The organism is Neobacillus sp. SRL179, assembly GCF_984799095.1.
The window spans coordinates 3626764-3642903 of the sequence record NZ_OZ481792.1 but is presented as its reverse complement, the minus strand read 5'-3'; the positions used below and the strand labels follow the sequence as shown (position 1 = coordinate 3642903).

Below are 16140 nucleotides of genomic sequence, written 5' to 3'. Positions count from 1 at the left end.
AAAGGGGAGAATCATAATGTCATTAAAACGTAAAAAAGTTTCTGTGATTGGCGGCGGATTCACAGGTGCTACAACCGCATTTTTACTTGCACAAAAGGAACTTGGAGATGTTGTTTTAGTTGATATCGCACCAATGGAAAACCCTACAAAAGGTAAAGCCTTAGATATGCTTGAAGCAAGCCCTGTACAAGGGTTTGATGCAAATATTACGGGTACAGCGAACTACGAGGATACACGTGATTCTGATATCGTAGTCATTACTGCTGGAATTGCTCGTAAACCAGGCATGAGCCGTGATGATTTAGTGCAAACCAATCAAAAAGTTATGAAAAGCGTGACCCAAGAGATTGTAAAATATTCTCCTAACTGTACAATAGTTGTTTTAACAAATCCAGTTGACGCTATGACTTATACGGTCTTCAAAGAGTCTGGCTTTCCTAAAAACCGTGTAATCGGTCAGTCCGGTGTTCTTGATACTGCTCGTTTCCGTACATTCGTTGCCCAAGAATTAAATCTTTCTGTAAAAGACGTTACTGGCTTTGTTCTCGGTGGACATGGTGATGATATGGTTCCACTTGTACGTTACTCCTATGCTGGCGGTATACCGTTACAAACATTGATTTCTAAAGACCGCTTAGAAGCAATTGTTGAACGTACGAGAAAGGGCGGCGGTGAGATCGTTAACCTTCTTGGTAACGGTAGTGCTTATTATGCACCTGCAGCTTCCTTAGTTGAAATGTGTGAAGCCATCCTTAAAGACCAACGCCGTGTATTACCTACCATTGCATACCTTGAAGGGGAGTTTGGTTACGAAGGTATTTACCTTGGTGTTCCGACAATCCTCGGTGCAAATGGAATTGAAAAAGTCATTGAATTAGATTTAACTGCAGAGGAAAAAGCTGCCTTAGATAAATCTGTAGAATCGGTTCGCAGTGTTATGCAGGTTCTAGCATAAGGATAAACTGTAAAATTCGGGGTCACGTGCTGTCCCCGAATTTTCTCTATATTTATATGAAATCGTTTACATAGGAGGCGCGATAAAATGATTTTAGGCAAAAAAAGGAAATTAGGAAGAGGAATTGAAGAAATCCAGGTTGGTGAAAAATTATCATTATCTGAAGTGATTGAAGATAAGGATCTTCTCCTCTATCTAGGTTTAACCGATGATGCCAACCCTCTTTATATCCAGCATGACTATGCATCACAAACTCCGTTTGAAAAACCGATTGTGCCAAGTGTAATGTTAACAGGCATAATTACCTCAGCTATTTCAAAATATTTACCTGGTCCAGGCAGTCACATTTTAAGTCAAGAAATTGAGTTTCTTAAGCCTGTCTATCATTATGCTTCTGTGGAGTTTTTACTTGAAGTAATCGACGTTCAACCTACTGCTGGTTATGTGGTGATTCGTGCAGTGGGAACGAATGAGAAAAATGAGACGGTCATTACAGGTAAGGTCAAAGTATGTCCCCCATTTCCGTTAGAAGATATCCATGGGAAGGTTTTGGATAATTTTTGATAGTGAATATATGAGACATATAAGGGGAAAGTCGTTTGAAGATTGCCCCACTGTCCTTAGAGAGCGGTCATGAGGACAGGGTAGGTAAGTAAAGAGGAAACCCAGTCCTCATGGAGCGTTCATGAGGACCGGAACCATGAGAATAGAGGTAACCCAGTCCTCATGGAGCATTCATGAGGACCGGAACCATGAGAATAGAGGTAACCCAGTCCTCACGGAGCGTTCATGAGGACAAGAACCGTAAGAAAAGAGGCAGCTCAGTCCTCATGGAGCGTTCATGAGGACAAGAACCGTAAGAAAAGAGGGAGCTCAGTCCTCATGGAGCGTTTATGAGAACAATCCCTTAGTTAATGCATAATCAAATTAGAGCCTAATCAATGATTAACATAATATGAATACTTTCCATGGCCATTTCTACTGAAGTTTTTTGCTAATACCCTATTGATCGTCTTCTTCGACACCACTCCGCCACACCACTCATGGACACAGTTAGTCGTAATTCTCTTTTCTGGGAACAATAACTTTATTTCATCCACACCACGTAAAACGGCAGACTCTATTTCCTCCTGATGCTCACAATCTTCACACTTTATTTTTCCGTTACACGCTAAAAAGGCGGACAATGATCTGCACTTTTCACAACTGTTTCCTTTCCGTAAGGTCTGAAAATCATAAGCAGGAACCTTGATATAGGGAAAATCAATCTGATGTAAAGAAACTAGTTTGTCTGCAAGTTTTTTATTGCGATTGTTTAACTTGGACGGCAACGTATTTAATTTTTCCATAAATTGAGTGAGCTGTGTGGAATAAATGATGGGCATATCTAAGGGAGTTTGATATAGGGTAAACTTGGGGTTAATAAAGACAACATAGGCTTCAATAGGGATCTTATATCCTAGACTTTGAAGCAATTGGCGGAGGAGGGATTTGTTCCTTTTCAGCTGAACGAGAGGATTTTTAATCTCCTTCCCATAAAGAGTCTCGAATTTGTCGTCTTCAGCAAAATAACAATAGTCACCTTCAGAGTTCTTGACATCGAAATAGTAAAATACATCTTGAAAAATAAGAGAAGAATCAAGTTGAAACCGAGTGTTATTAATTTCAAGCAGTAAATCATTTAAAATATAGCACTCACTTAAAAGTTTCTCTGTTAATAAATCAAACTGTACTTCCCCTTCAAATCCTTTTTCTTGGTATAAATAATACTTTTTTTCCTCTGGAGTAAATTCCATTCGCGCATTTAGTATCCTTAGGATTTTTAATAAAACAGTTTCTGTCCTAGGTTTGTATGCCATGCTCCACATTCTTTCTTAATATATATTTTACAAAAAATTTACGAAGGAAGGCTTGACTAATTTGTTAATGTTTCTATTTTTTGGGGTCAGCCCATAAAACTAGAAATACCCCGGTTCTTATAGATATAATGAGATTATCAAGTTAAAGTGGGGGTTCAGAAATGAAAAATAAAGTCCTTGTTGTTGATGATGAACAGTCAATTGTGACATTACTTCAGTATAATTTGGAACAGGCCGGATACGAGGTTATTACTGCAATGGATGGGGAAGAGGGAAAACGACTAGCGGAAACTGAGTCACCAGATATGCTTGTTTTGGACTTGATGCTGCCAAAATTGGATGGTATGGAGGTCTGCAAACAGCTGCGTAAAGATAATATTATGACCCCTATTTTAATGTTAACAGCAAAAGATGATGAATTGGATAAAATATTAGGACTCGAGTTAGGCGCAGATGATTATATGATCAAGCCCTTTAGTCCACGCGAGGTTATTGCACGTGTCAAGGCAATATTAAGGAGAACACAGGCACAAAATGAAACCGTAATAGAGGAGGACCAAGCTGGTGGGCAAATTGAAATTGGACAGCTAACGATCTCTCCTGAAAAATATGAGGCAGGTTTTAAAGGAAATCTCCTCGAGCTGACTTTAAAGGAGTTCGAATTACTCCTATTCCTAGCTCAAAATAAGGGCCGCGTCTTAACGCGTGATCAATTACTTAGCGCAGTTTGGAATTATGACTTTGCTGGCGATACTAGAATTGTCGATGTACACATATCCCATCTTAGGGAAAAAATCGAAGAAGATACAAAGAGGCCTGTGTATATAAAAACAATCCGTGGTTTGGGTTACAAACTGGAGGAGCCTAAGGGAGAATGACAAAGTTCCGCAAAAGGCTATTTATAGGACTAATTTTTTTTATTACCATTATCTTAGTGGGATTAGGAATAATTCTAGGGCAGTTTTTCAAATATGATATCCTAGATTCGCTTAATGAACGAATCAAAATAGAAATTTGGTGGCTCTTCTCGATTGGTTTTGGAACGGCCATTGTGGTTACCGTTTTGTTGTGGTTACGGATTTACTCTAGATATACAAAACCAATTAAAGCAGCAACAGAAGTTGCTATAGAACTTGCGCATGGAAACTATCGTGCGAGAACAAAGGTCGGTCGATTAGATGATGCTGGCTTGTTAGGGTCTTCGATTAATTTATTGGCGGAGAATCTCCAGGAACTAACCAAAGCACATGATATGCAGCAAGATCGATTGGGAGCACTAATTGAAAATATGGGAGCGGGTTTAATCTTAATAGATAGCCGTGGATTTATTAATCTGATTAATAAAGGTTATATCGATATTTTTCATGTTAATTCAAAAGAATACCTGAATAAACAATATTACGAGGTTATTGAACATGGGGAGATTTGTCAGCTCATTGCTGAAGTATTTCGAACCGAACAAAAGGTCAGTAAACAATTACTCATTCCATTATCGATTGAGAGAAAATATTTTATTGTTTACGGTGTTCCAATTATTGGCGTAAATAATGTTTGGAAAGGTGTACTACTTGTTTTTCATGATATTACAGAAATAAAAAAGCTTGAACAAATGCGCAAAGATTTTGTGGCCAATGTTTCTCATGAATTAAAAACCCCGGTCACATCGATTAAAGGTTTTACCGAGACACTATTGGATGGAGCCATGAATAATAAAGAAACGTTAGAATCCTTCCTTTCGATTATTTTAAAAGAAAGCGATCGGCTTCAATCCCTAATACATGATCTTTTGGAGTTATCTAAGATTGAACAACATGGTTTCCAATTGAACATGCAGGAAATAAATGTACGAATGCTCCTTGAGGATGTCATAAACCTCCTGTGCCGTAAAGCTGAGGACAAAAACATCCACCTCGAATTCATTTGTAAAGAGGAAAAAGTTTTAATAAAAGCTGATTTTGACCGTTTAAAACAAGTTTTTATTAACTTGATTAGCAATGCCATCACGTATACACCGGCAGGCGGGAATGTAAAAATCATCCTCATTGACTATGAGGGGAAAATTCGGATTCATGTGAAAGATACTGGGGTAGGAATAAGAAAAGAAGAAATTCCACGCATTTTCGAACGATTTTATCGGATAGACCGGGCAAGAAGCCGTCACTCTGGTGGAACGGGTCTCGGGTTAGCCATCGTAAAACATTTAATTGAAGCTCATCAAGGGACGATTCATGTTAAAAGTAAAGTCGGTGAAGGAAGCGATTTTATTATTGAACTAAAGAAATAATGGAATTGGATGGTGAAAAAATGGAAAAGAAAAAGCTTGTTTTGATAGATGGAAATAGTATTGCCTATCGTGCCTTTTTTGCACTCCCTCTACTTAATAATGAAAAAGGTATACATACGAATGCTGTTTATGGCTTTACAATGATGCTGATGAAAATTTTGGAAGATGAAAAGCCAACCCATATGCTGGTTGCTTTTGATGCGGGGAAAACGACCTTTCGTCATAAAACCTTTGGAGAGTATAAAGGCGGTCGGCAAAAAACGCCGCCAGAGCTGTCAGAGCAATTTCCTTTCATTCGGGAACTGTTAGATGCCTATGGAATTTCAAGATATGAACTTGAAAATTATGAAGCTGACGATATTATCGGAACTCTTTCATTAACAGCTGAAAAGGATGGCTTTGAAGTTAAAGTAATCTCTGGTGATAAAGACTTAACCCAGCTGTCTTCCCCTACCACCACTGTCGGGATCACCCGAAAAGGGATTACGGATATTGAAGAGTATACACCAGAGCACGTAGCTGAGAAATATGGTCTTACCCCAGAGCAAATCATTGATATGAAAGGTCTAATGGGGGATCAATCAGATAATATTCCTGGGGTGCCAGGTGTTGGGGAAAAGACTGCGATTAAGCTGCTAAAAGAATTTACAACATTAGAAAATTTAATACAATCGATTGATCAAGTTAGTGGGAACAAATTAAAGGAGAAATTAGCTGAATTTAAAGATCAAGCAATAATGAGTAAACAACTAGCAACCATTGAACGACAAGCGCCCGTTGACGTGAATCTGGACACGATCGAATATGAGGGATTTACGAGAGAAAGATTAGTCTCTTTATTTAAAGAATTAGGCTTTAACTCTCTCTTGGACAGACTGGGCGAAGATACAACAGAAATTGTGGAACAAGAGCTTACTGAAATTGAATATGTGACTCCAAAAGAAATAACAGAAGCAATGTTTGCTGATACCAATTATTTTTATGTGGAAATGCTCGATGATAATTATCACTATGCGGACATTATTGGTTTATCGCTTGTCAATGAGACAGGTAATTATTATTTACCTACAGAAATGGTACTTGAATCTTCTGTATTTAAAAGATGGGCCGAGGACGAGAATAAAAAGAAAATCGTGTATGATGCAAAGCGTACTGAGGTATCGTTACGAAGATATGATATCCACTTAAAAGGAGCTAATTTTGATATTCTTATGGCTTCTTATCTTATCAATCCCTCAGACAACTTTGAGGATTTAGCAGCGATTTCCAAACGATACGAGATTCATAATATTCAATCAGATGAATCGTTTTATGGAAAAGGCGCGAAACGAAAGGTTCCTGAACCTTCAAAATTGGGAGAACATCTAGTTCGGAAGAGTCTTGCAATGGCCAACTTAAGGGACAAACTAGAAGATGAATTAAGAACAAATGAGCAATATGAATTATTTACTGAACTTGAAATGCCTTTATCTTTAATATTAGCGGATATGGAATCATGTGGAATTAAAGTGGAACGCGAACGACTTCAAATGATGGGGAAAGAACTCAATGAACGCCTCGCTGAAATCGAAGAAAAAATTTGTGAATTAGCAGGTGAAAAGTTTAATATTAATTCACCTAAACAACTGGGCGTGATTTTATTTGAAAAGTTGGGACTTCATTCCTTTAAGAAAACCAAGACAGGCCATTCAACCTCCGCAGATGTTTTAGAAAAATTAGCGGATGACCATGAAATCATTGAGTATATTCTGCTATACCGACAACTTGGAAAACTTCAATCAACTTATATTGAAGGGCTGCTTAAAGTCATTAATCCTAAGAATGAAAAAGTTCATACACGCTATCAACAAACGTTAACTGCCACTGGCAGATTAAGTTCCATTGATCCAAACCTGCAAAACATCCCTATCCGCCTTGAAGAAGGAAGGAAGATTCGCCAGGCATTTGTCCCTTCAGAAGAGGGCTGGGTTATTTTTGCGGCGGATTATTCACAAATTGAACTTCGGGTGCTGGCCCACATTGCCGGTGATGAAAAACTGATTGATGCCTTTCAACATGACATGGATATTCATACGAAAACAGCGATGGAGGTTTTTCATGTTGAGAAGGATGAAGTAACCTCTAATATGAGGAGACAAGCAAAGGCGGTCAACTTTGGTATTGTTTACGGAATTAGTGATTATGGTCTGTCACAATCTTTAGGGATTTCCCGAAAAGAGGCTGGTCAATTTATTGACCGATACCTGGATACTTATCCAGGTGTAAAAGAATATATGGATGACATCATTCATTCAGCTAGACAAAAAGGATATGTAACTACCTTAATGCAAAGAAGACGATATCTGCCTGAAATTACGGCCCGTAACTTTAATTTAAGAAGCTTTGCGGAAAGAACCGCTATGAATACACCTATTCAAGGCAGTGCTGCTGATATTATTAAAAAGGCCATGATCGATATGGACGAAGCCTTAAAAGATAAAGGCTTAAAAACACGCTTATTACTTCAAGTGCATGATGAACTTATCTTTGAAACTCCTGAAGATGAAATTGAAATTCTTAAGGAGTTAGTTCCAGCTGTGATGGAGAATGCCCTTGAATTAAAAGTTCCGCTAAAAGTGGACTATGCTTATGGGCCAACCTGGTTTGATGCTAAATAAAAAGGGGGATCTAAATTGCCAGAGCTTCCTGAAGTAGAAACGGTAAGAAAAACATTAAAAAAACTTGTCCTCAATAAGACCATTAAGGATATTACAGTTTATTGGCCCAAAATCATCAAGAATCCAGTTGAGGTCGAACAATTTATCGATGCCTTAAAAGGGGAAACCATTGTTGATGTTGGCCGGAGAGGAAAGTTTTTAATTATTTATACAGAAGTGTTCGCTTTAGTGTCTCATTTGCGGATGGAAGGCAAATACGGATTGTATCCAAAAGAAGAGCCTTTTGATAAGCACACTCATGTTATTTTTCATTTCACAGATGAAACAGAACTGAGGTATCGAGATGTGCGTAAGTTTGGGACGATGCATCTTTATAAAAAAGGAGAAGAATTCCTAAAGCCCCCCTTGCTTGAACTGGGCCCGGAACCTTTTTCAGAAGAGTTTACGATAGAGTATTTAGCGGAGAAATTAGCGAAGACCAATCGAAAAATTAAAACCGCATTATTAGACCAAAAGTTGTTTGTAGGACTAGGAAATATTTATGTCGATGAAGCGTTGTTTCGCTCAGGGATTCATCCAGAGAGGATTGCTAGTACCCTGAATGATCAGGAAATTACAGTTCTCCACCGCGAAATTGTTGCTACCCTAAGTGAAGCAGTAAAAAAGGGCGGCAGCACCATCCGGTCTTATGTGAACTCCCAAGGGGAAATCGGAATGTTTCAATTGGAGTTATATGCCTATGGCCGTAAAGGTGAGGCATGTAAAATTTGCGGAACTCCCCTCGAGAAATCAACAGTAGGGGGCAGAGGGACGCATTATTGCCCAAGCTGTCAAAAAATATAATTAAAGTATCACCACTGACCATGGCGCTTGCGCTTTTCTAATAATTGAATAACATTGGATGGGCTCCTGCCATATACTATCGTAGTATTTCGGAGGAAGGAGTCCCAGACATTATGGTTCAATTGTTCTCACTTCTCATCTTAGCGTTTGCCCTTAGCCTTGACAGTTTCAGTGTCGGGTTTACTTATGGATTGAGAAAAATGATATTGCCTATTAAATCGGTTTTCATTATTGCAACCTGTTCGGCCGTTTCTTTAATAATTGCCGTGTCAATCGGACATGGTCTAGAAAAAGTTCTTTCACATGGAATCACAGCTCGTCTTGGTGGATTCATTTTGATCGCCCTTGGTTCCTGGGTGTTGTATCAATTTTTTCGACCTGAGAAGGAAAAAGAAATGCTAAAACATGAAAAGATAATCGTCAACTTTGAGATTCAATCTTTAGGTTTAGCGATCAACATATTAAAGAAACCAATGTCTGCCGACTTTGATCAATCTGGTACGATAACGGGGATTGAAGCCATGATGCTGGGCTTTGCCCTGTCATTAGATGCTTTTGGAGCAGGGATTGGGGCAGCCATGCTTGGTTTCTCACCTATTTATTTAGCTGTCACGGTTGCAATTATGAGCTCCTTATTTGTTGTTTTTGGGATTAAAACCGGAGCGTTTTTTCATAAATTTGAATGGATTCAAAAGTTCACCTTTTTACCAGGAATCTTACTAATCATGATTGGGATATGGAAATTATAAGCGGGGAAGGAACATAGCATGACATTAGTTATTGGGTTAACCGGCGGAATTGCCAGTGGAAAAAGCACTGTATCAAACATGTTTAAAAAAATGAATATTACCGTAGTTGATGCAGATATTGAAGCACGTCTAGCAGTTAAGAATGGTGAACCTGCTTATTACCGAATTATTGAGGAATTTGGTCAAGATATTTTAATTGAAAACGGGGAAATTGACCGGCCAAAACTTGGTTCAATCATATTTCATAACGAGGAAAAGCGACGGGTCTTAAATGAAATTACACATCCTGAGGTTCGGAAAAGGATGCTTGCGCAGGTGGAAAAAGCAACGAAAAACAACGAAAAAGTGGTTGTTCTCGATATCCCTTTATTATTTGAAAGTAAACTAACCTATATGGTCAATAAGACCCTTTTGGTCTATGTTGACCTTGACACACAATTACGGAGATTAATGGAAAGAAATAATTTATCTAGTGATGAGGCTAAGGCAAGAATTCAATCCCAGATGCCACTTGAGGAAAAGATCAAGCTTGCTGACGCAGTGATCAATAATAATGGATTAGTAACGGATACACAAAGACAGCTTGCTCACGTATTAGCTGGATGGGGAGTAAATATCAAATAATCGGAGAAGGCGGCTGCCTTCTCTTTTTTTTGAATGGATTGAACCTGCGAACAAGGAAATATTTATAAAAACGTAAAATATTAAAAATTCCGCCATTAATTCATCACAATTAAACCTAAATATGTTATACTATTTACAATAATACAAGTTAAAAGTATAACATTAATACGGAAGGGGCCGTAAAATGAAGGCGAGAGTAGCAATTAATGGTTTTGGGAGAATCGGAAGGATGGTTTTTAGAAAAGCAATCCTTGATCGTACGCTTAATATTGTAGCTATAAATGCAAGTTATCCAGCTGAAACGTTAGCACATCTAATTAAATATGACACAAATCATGGACCATTTCAGGGCGAAGTGATCCCTTTAGATAATGAATTAATCGTTAATGGAAAGAGAATTAAGTTACTCACTAATAGAAATCCTGAGGATTTGCCATGGCGGGAACTAGGGATTGATATTGTTATTGAAGCAACAGGAAAATTTAATGCCCGTGAAAAGGCTGCCCTACACTTATCAGCGGGTGCTAAGAAAGTCATTTTAACGGCCCCAGGAAAAAATGAAGATGTTACCATAGTGATGGGCGTTAATGAAGAAATGCTTGATATTAATCAACATGATATTATCTCGAATGCTTCTTGTACGACGAACTGTCTCGCACCGGTTGCGAAGGTATTAGATGAGAAGTTTGGCATCGAAAGTGGTTTAATGACGACCATTCATGCATATACAAATGATCAAAAGAATATAGATAATCCACATAAAGATTTGCGGAGAGCCAGAGCATGCGGACAATCAATTATTCCAACAACTACAGGTGCGGCGAAAGCAATCTCACTGGTGTTGCCGCAGTTAAAAGGGAAATTACATGGCATGTCACTGCGTGTACCGACACCAAACGTCTCATTGGTTGATTTAGTCGTTGATCTTAACCAAGATGTGACTGTGGATGAAATTAATCATGCTTTTATGGAAGCGGCCCATGGATCGTTAAAAGGGATCCTGGATGTGACGATGGAGCCGTTAGTCTCAGTTGATTTTAATACAAATGATCATTCTGCCACCATTGACGGGTTATCAACCATGGTTATGGGGACGCGTAAAGTAAAGGTACTAGCCTGGTATGATAACGAATGGGGATATTCGTCACGAGTGGTGGATCTTGTTCAATATGTTGCCGCTGAAATAGCTAAGTCATCTCAAGTTAAGGTTGGCTAAAAGCAGTCTCGTTTGCCCAATAAAATGATAAAAACTCGGGTTGTTCTGTCAAGAGGTGTACTAATTGTACACCTCTTTTTATATTTTTATGGTAATGTTGTAAAATAAGGGGTAAGACATATATTTGGAGGATTTAAAATGGCTAGTTTAATGGATATGTTTACTCGGTTTCAAAAACAAGTGGAAACTTCAGACCAAAATAAAGATGATGCATTGAAAACTCATTATTATAAAGCAACATTTAATCAACTGTTTCAATCAGTAGAAAAACTATTTCATGAAGATGCGGATTGTCGAGTCACCACTATATCAAAGGAGCATGGTGAAATTGCAGTGGAGATCAGTAAACCGATTCCCTGCTTCTTGATTGCTACCATAGTTTCCGTCAAGCCGATGGAGACAGCAGTGGATTTTAATATCTCATCAGAAAGATTTTCGTTACTAGGAAACTATCCTGACTTAAAAAAACGGATCATTTACTACTACGGGCAAATTGGTAAGTTACATAACCTTATCGGAATAAAGAAAAACTTGTAACACTTCTACTTGTGAAAAGGTCAGCTTTTTTATAAGATAAAAGTAGGAATTTAGTTCGGGTTTTTGATTAAGCAGATCATCCTTTCATAAATTTTAATGATTTAGTTCAAATATGCCTCTGTCTTCGCCCTTTAGGGTTCGTCAGTCGGTCAGTTTTCTCTATCAGATTTGGAGTTGATTTAACAATGAAGTGCCCTTCATGTCAAAACTATGGTACACGTGTCCTTGATTCCCGGCCTGTCGATGAAGGACGTGCAACACGGAGAAGAAGAGAGTGCGAGGAATGCGGATATCGTTTTACTACCTTTGAAAAAATTGAAGAGATCCCCTTAATTGTTGTGAAAAAAGAAGGAACAAGAGAGGAATTCAGCCGTGATAAAATTCTAAGAGGCTTAATAAAGGCTTGCGAAAAACGGCCTGTTGCCTTAAAGGAATTAGAAGATATTACACATGGTGTGGAAAAGGATCTTCGCAGCCAGGGGATATCTGAAATAAAAAGTGAAGCGGTAGGCGAAATGGTTATGGACAGGCTGGCACATGTAGATGAGGTCGCCTACGTGAGGTTCGCCTCGGTATATCGTCAGTTTAAGGATATTAATGTTTTTATTGAGGAATTAAAAGAATTAATCGAAAAAGAAAAATCTTGAGGAGCTAAAGGGGTTGTCCTTAGCTCTTTTTGTTAGAAAAGCAGAGGCATCCGGCTAGTTGCGAACTCTTAGCAGGGTGCAAATAGCTAGACAGTAACATGAAAGAAAGGTTGAATGGATATGACTCAGCATTGGCAGGAAATTCTTCCTATCGACCATTATATTGTAGCGGCTAATGGGCTGCTTCATGAGTATGACCGAAAAGTGCTGACGTTTTTATATCAGCCCTTACTTGGATCGACTTGTTTTAGTTTGTATATGACACTTTGGGCAGAGCTTGAAGAAAATAGGCTTTGGTCCGAGTCGTCGACACACCATTTACTTATGAACCTTATGGGATTGAACTTAAAGGATATTTATGAAGCCCGCCTGCAACTGGAAGGTATTGGTTTATTAAAAACCTATGTCAAGACGGATGAGGGGGGACGATCCTTTATCTATGAACTTTATCCTCCTTTAAATCCTAAGCAATTCTTTTTAGATGGTATGTTAAATATTTATCTTTATCGGAAAATAGGAAAAAAACACTTTGCCCGTCTAAAGCGATTTTTTACAGATCAAGAGAAACCTGCAGAAAACGAATATCATGATGTGACGAAGGCATTTCAGGATGTGTTTTCTTCAGCAACGCCAGGTAGTCTTCAATATATTCAAGATTTATCCGAGGAACTTGAACCAGGGGAAGATCAACAGTTTGTCGGTCGAAAAGAAACAAAGCCCATTCAGGTTGAACCTAGCACCTTTGATTTTGAATTGTTAATCGATGGTTTGAATGAGTCCCTTGTTCCTAGAAAGTCGCTAACAGCAAAAGTAAAGAATGTGATTAGTAATCTTGCATTCCTGTATAATATTGATGCCATTGAAATGAAAAATTTTATATTAGGTGCCATTAACGAACATGATGAAATCGATATAGAGGAATTGCGGAAGGGTGCTCGTGATTGGTATCAATTTGTTAATTATGACCAACTTCCAAGCCTCATCAATCGTACTCAGCCAGTTGCGCAGCATGTACAATTAACTGAGCCGAAAACAGAGGAAGAAAAGTTAATTAGATATTATGAAACGACCTCCCCGTTAACCGTCTTTAAAGTATTGTCAGGTGGAGTAGAACCTTCAAATGCGAATTTGAAAGTTTTGGAAGAAATTATGATTAAATATAAACTTCCTCCTGGTGTGGTAAATGTATTAATTGAAGTGATCTTACGAAAATATGATATGAAATTTACTAAGGGAGTAGTGGAGTCAACTGCTAGTCATTGGGCCCGAAAACAATTAAAGACGGTAAAGGACGCCATGGAGTTTGCGAAGAAAGAAGAACGAACAATAATCACAAAAGCTGGAAAAACATCGAATAAAAAGCCGATTAGAACGGAACCAATACCGGATTGGTTTGAAGAAAGCTCCAGTGCAAAAAACGGTAAAGAAACCGTACTTGAAAACCCTACGGAAGATGAAGCGAAAAAGCAAGCTATTAAGGAAAAATTAAAGGCCTTTAGGAAGTAGGAGGTGATTGGGATGGAGAAAATTAATAGAACGTTACAGCGGCTCGCATCGAATTCAAACTTTCAAAAACGCTATCAGGAGCAGCGCCAAGCTGTACTGGAAAATCGGGAAATTAAAGCATTTATAGCCGAGCATCAAGATGAAATAACGCAAGATATAATAGAGAAAAGCATGAGTAAACTTTATGAATTCACAAACCAAAGTAAGAATTGCGAACGCTGTCCAAGTCTTGAAGGATGTATTAATTTTATGAAAGGGTATCATCCTGATTTGGTTTTAACAAGAAACTCCATTGATGTAGTCTATAAAAAATGCCCGAGAAAAATGATCGCTGATGAAAAAAAGAAAAATGAAAAGCTCATTAAAAGTCTTTATGTACCAAGAGATATTTTGGAAGCAACCTTTGAGGATTTTGAAGGGGATACAGGGAGATTGGATGCAGGCGATAAGGCTGCGACGTTTTTAATGAATTATGAAGCAGGCAAAAAAGTAAAAGGTCTATATTTATATGGAAAATTTGGTGTGGGGAAATCCTATATTTTAGGGGCAATTGCTAATGAATTGGCCAACAAGCAGATTTCCTCGATGATTGTCTTTGTACCTGAATTATTAAGAGAAATGAAGAGTTCTATTGCGGATAACACGCTAAATGAGAAAATTGAAGCATTGAAAAAAGAGCCTATTTTAATGTTGGATGATATTGGTGCGGAGGCAGTATCAAGCTGGACAAGGGATGAAGTTTTAGGGCCAATCCTGCAGTTCCGTATGCTCGAAAGTCTGCCGACATTTTTTACTTCAAATTTTAATTTTCAGGAACTAGAGCATCATTTAACCTACAGTCAACGTGGAGAGGAAGAAAAAATGAAAGCTCGTCGGATTATGGAAAGAATCCGAACGCTGAGTGAGCCTGTTTTAGTTGATGGGCCCAACCGAAGATAATAAGTAATTAAGAATTGCCACTAAAATGGCAGTTCTTTTTTTATTTTATAATGCAAAAGCATGTCTCTCCTCACTTCTATTTTGGCCAAGTCCCCCATATATATTTAAAACAGAGATTTGCTCAAAGGGGGGATTTGGTTGACGGAAATCATCTTCCAAAGCAAGATGGATGCTCGTAAGTTTTATAACCACTTGCTGAAGTATGTTAAGTTTAATCCAAATGAAGACTTTATTCTTCTAATCGAAGATCGACATATAGTAAAAATCGTAGATGGAAGCTTTTCTATTGATTGTTTTCATCTGATAAAAAAAGCGTTTAATAAGTTTATTACCACAATAAAGCGTGACGAATGGCTAAGAGAAATTATTAAGAATCAATATTATTTTCAGGACGTGGATGAACAACAACAAATAATGGATATCATTTATTCTGTACTGGAAGGTCAGAGGGAAGATCTGGCTATTTTCTTAAAAGAAACAAAAGATGAGGCTGAAATGATTGAGGCGGCCATTCAGCCAGTTTTTCAGGAAAATGTCTCGTTTACTTTTGATTCTTTACTTAAATTTCGCTTACGGCCATACCTTCAAATGCTTGAAGAGTATGTGGAACTAGCTATAGATGAATATAAAATGGAACAAGAATATCAAATGTTTGTGCACATGCTTCGTGAGTTTTTAATCAACCGTGAACCTAAAATCAATACGCTCCATTTATTATTTGATGAGGAAATTACTTTTTATAATGAACAATTTGAAGAAATAAAGCGAGCTGAATTAACAAGAATGATTGACCGAAAATTGTTAGTCAACCATCCTGTTTATGTTGATTCTGCTTCCATTGCTCCGTTATTATCGCTTGCTCCAACGAGTATTATGATTTATACAAATGATTCGGATGAACCACTTGTAAGAACCATTAAAAATATCTTTGAAGAACGTGTTACAATTAAGACATTTGCAGCTCTACAAGAGGTTAAGAAATCAATATCTGCAAAGAAAGACATGGAACATCAAACAAAAAAAATATAATTATGTCAATATTTAGTTTAATGGACCTTGCTTTTTTTAAAGTAAATCATTATAATAACGTACATAGCAAAATCAATCGCAAAAGTAATGATGAGGACAACAGTATTTCTGATCCAGTTTTAGAGAGGGAGTCCACCGGCTGAAAGTCTCCTACCACGGAAGAATTACTTACCACCTTTAAACTTCAACAGTGAACACTTTATTTTGAAGTTAGTAATTGTTGACGGTCTACAGCCGTTACCTGACCAAAGTCATTTTCAGTGGGTTACAAGGAAAATGAAAAATTGGGTGGAAC

At 37.9% G+C, this 16140-nt stretch carries 15 protein-coding genes; 14 read left to right on the top strand and 1 reads right to left on the bottom strand.

The window, feature by feature from the left end; translation table 11 throughout:
• Nucleotides 1-16 precede the first annotated feature (16 nt).
• Nucleotides 17-955: a malate dehydrogenase gene (gene mdh, locus AC4E8C_RS18050; protein ID WP_490208042.1), complete on the top strand. Its 939-nt coding sequence runs from the start codon at nucleotides 17-19 to the stop codon at nucleotides 953-955.
• An 87-nt stretch (nucleotides 956-1042) separates the two neighbouring features.
• Nucleotides 1043-1519, top strand: a complete 477-nt coding sequence (locus AC4E8C_RS18045; RefSeq protein ID WP_490208041.1) for a MaoC/PaaZ C-terminal domain-containing protein — start codon at nucleotides 1043-1045, stop codon at nucleotides 1517-1519.
• A 374-nt stretch (nucleotides 1520-1893) separates the two neighbouring features.
• Here the strand turns inward: AC4E8C_RS18045 and AC4E8C_RS18040 are convergent, their stop codons facing one another.
• Nucleotides 1894-2814, bottom strand: a complete 921-nt coding sequence (locus AC4E8C_RS18040; protein WP_490208040.1) for a nuclease-related domain-containing protein — start codon at nucleotides 2812-2814, stop codon at nucleotides 1894-1896.
• Between the two features lie 161 nt (nucleotides 2815-2975).
• Here AC4E8C_RS18040 and AC4E8C_RS18035 point away from each other — a divergent pair, with 161 nt between their 5' ends.
• The 12 genes from AC4E8C_RS18035 (at nucleotide 2976) to ytxC (ending at nucleotide 15845) form a co-directional block, all read left to right on the top strand.
• Entirely contained in the window at nucleotides 2976-3692 is a 717-nt protein-coding gene (locus tag AC4E8C_RS18035) for a winged helix-turn-helix domain-containing protein (protein WP_490208039.1), read from the top strand.
• Nucleotides 3689-5098, top strand: coding sequence for a two-component system histidine kinase PnpS (gene pnpS / locus AC4E8C_RS18030; protein WP_490208038.1), 1410 nt, complete (start codon nucleotides 3689-3691; stop codon nucleotides 5096-5098). The genes AC4E8C_RS18035 and pnpS overlap by 4 nt, the downstream gene beginning before the upstream one ends.
• Nucleotides 5099-5118: 20 nt before the next feature.
• Complete coding sequence (gene polA, locus AC4E8C_RS18025) at nucleotides 5119-7755, top strand: DNA polymerase I (protein WP_490208037.1); 2637 nt, start codon at nucleotides 5119-5121, stop codon at nucleotides 7753-7755.
• A 15-nt stretch (nucleotides 7756-7770) separates the two neighbouring features.
• On the top strand, nucleotides 7771-8598 hold the full coding sequence (gene mutM, locus AC4E8C_RS18020) for a DNA-formamidopyrimidine glycosylase (protein WP_490208036.1): 828 nt from the start codon (nucleotides 7771-7773) through the stop codon (nucleotides 8596-8598).
• A 113-nt stretch (nucleotides 8599-8711) separates the two neighbouring features.
• Nucleotides 8712-9347: a sporulation membrane protein YtaF gene (gene ytaF / locus AC4E8C_RS18015; protein ID WP_490208035.1), complete on the top strand. Its 636-nt coding sequence runs from the start codon at nucleotides 8712-8714 to the stop codon at nucleotides 9345-9347.
• An 18-nt stretch (nucleotides 9348-9365) separates the two neighbouring features.
• Nucleotides 9366-9971 (top strand): dephospho-CoA kinase, encoded by a 606-nt coding sequence (gene coaE, locus AC4E8C_RS18010; protein ID WP_490208034.1) that lies wholly within the window; start codon nucleotides 9366-9368, stop codon nucleotides 9969-9971.
• Between the two features lie 184 nt (nucleotides 9972-10155).
• A complete protein-coding gene (locus AC4E8C_RS18005; protein WP_490208033.1) occupies nucleotides 10156-11187 on the top strand; it encodes a glyceraldehyde-3-phosphate dehydrogenase in 1032 nt (343 codons plus the stop codon).
• A gap of 138 nt (nucleotides 11188-11325) precedes the next feature.
• The gene (locus AC4E8C_RS18000) at nucleotides 11326-11724 is read left to right on the top strand and encodes a hypothetical protein (RefSeq protein ID WP_490208032.1); all 399 of its coding nucleotides are present in this window, start codon (nucleotides 11326-11328) and stop codon (nucleotides 11722-11724) included.
• 185 nt (nucleotides 11725-11909) lie between these two features.
• On the top strand, nucleotides 11910-12371 hold the full coding sequence (gene nrdR / locus AC4E8C_RS17995; RefSeq protein WP_490208031.1) for a transcriptional regulator NrdR: 462 nt from the start codon (nucleotides 11910-11912) through the stop codon (nucleotides 12369-12371).
• Nucleotides 12372-12491: 120 nt separating this feature from the next.
• Nucleotides 12492-13877, top strand: a complete 1386-nt coding sequence (locus AC4E8C_RS17990; protein WP_490208030.1) for a replication initiation and membrane attachment family protein — start codon at nucleotides 12492-12494, stop codon at nucleotides 13875-13877.
• Nucleotides 13878-13889: 12 nt separating this feature from the next.
• Nucleotides 13890-14816 carry a primosomal protein DnaI gene (gene dnaI / locus AC4E8C_RS17985; RefSeq protein ID WP_490208029.1) on the top strand — a complete coding sequence of 309 codons (927 nt, stop codon included), beginning with the start codon at nucleotides 13890-13892 and terminating at the stop codon, nucleotides 14814-14816.
• A gap of 138 nt (nucleotides 14817-14954) precedes the next feature.
• Nucleotides 14955-15845: a putative sporulation protein YtxC gene (gene ytxC / locus AC4E8C_RS17980; protein ID WP_490208028.1), complete on the top strand. Its 891-nt coding sequence runs from the start codon at nucleotides 14955-14957 to the stop codon at nucleotides 15843-15845.
• The last annotated feature ends 295 nt before the right edge of the window (nucleotides 15846-16140 follow it).

What these genes read in the sequence shown, in the direction of transcription:
- mdh (WP_490208042.1), top strand. Translation starts at nt 17, where the DNA reads ATGTCATTAAAACGTAAAAAAGTTTCTGTGATTGGCGGCGGATTCACA.
- AC4E8C_RS18045 (WP_490208041.1), top strand. Translation starts at nt 1,043, where the DNA reads ATGATTTTAGGCAAAAAAAGGAAATTAGGAAGAGGAATTGAAGAAATC.
- AC4E8C_RS18040 (WP_490208040.1), bottom strand. Translation starts at nt 2,814, where the DNA reads ATGGCATACAAACCTAGGACAGAAACTGTTTTATTAAAAATCCTAAGG.
- AC4E8C_RS18035 (WP_490208039.1), top strand. Translation starts at nt 2,976, where the DNA reads ATGAAAAATAAAGTCCTTGTTGTTGATGATGAACAGTCAATTGTGACA.
- pnpS (WP_490208038.1), top strand. Translation starts at nt 3,689, where the DNA reads ATGACAAAGTTCCGCAAAAGGCTATTTATAGGACTAATTTTTTTTATT.
- polA (WP_490208037.1), top strand. Translation starts at nt 5,119, where the DNA reads ATGGAAAAGAAAAAGCTTGTTTTGATAGATGGAAATAGTATTGCCTAT.
- ytaF (WP_490208035.1), top strand. Translation starts at nt 8,712, where the DNA reads ATGGTTCAATTGTTCTCACTTCTCATCTTAGCGTTTGCCCTTAGCCTT.
- coaE (WP_490208034.1), top strand. Translation starts at nt 9,366, where the DNA reads ATGACATTAGTTATTGGGTTAACCGGCGGAATTGCCAGTGGAAAAAGC.
- AC4E8C_RS18005 (WP_490208033.1), top strand. Translation starts at nt 10,156, where the DNA reads ATGAAGGCGAGAGTAGCAATTAATGGTTTTGGGAGAATCGGAAGGATG.
- AC4E8C_RS18000 (WP_490208032.1), top strand. Translation starts at nt 11,326, where the DNA reads ATGGCTAGTTTAATGGATATGTTTACTCGGTTTCAAAAACAAGTGGAA.
- nrdR (WP_490208031.1), top strand. Translation starts at nt 11,910, where the DNA reads ATGAAGTGCCCTTCATGTCAAAACTATGGTACACGTGTCCTTGATTCC.
- AC4E8C_RS17990 (WP_490208030.1), top strand. Translation starts at nt 12,492, where the DNA reads ATGACTCAGCATTGGCAGGAAATTCTTCCTATCGACCATTATATTGTA.
- dnaI (WP_490208029.1), top strand. Translation starts at nt 13,890, where the DNA reads ATGGAGAAAATTAATAGAACGTTACAGCGGCTCGCATCGAATTCAAAC.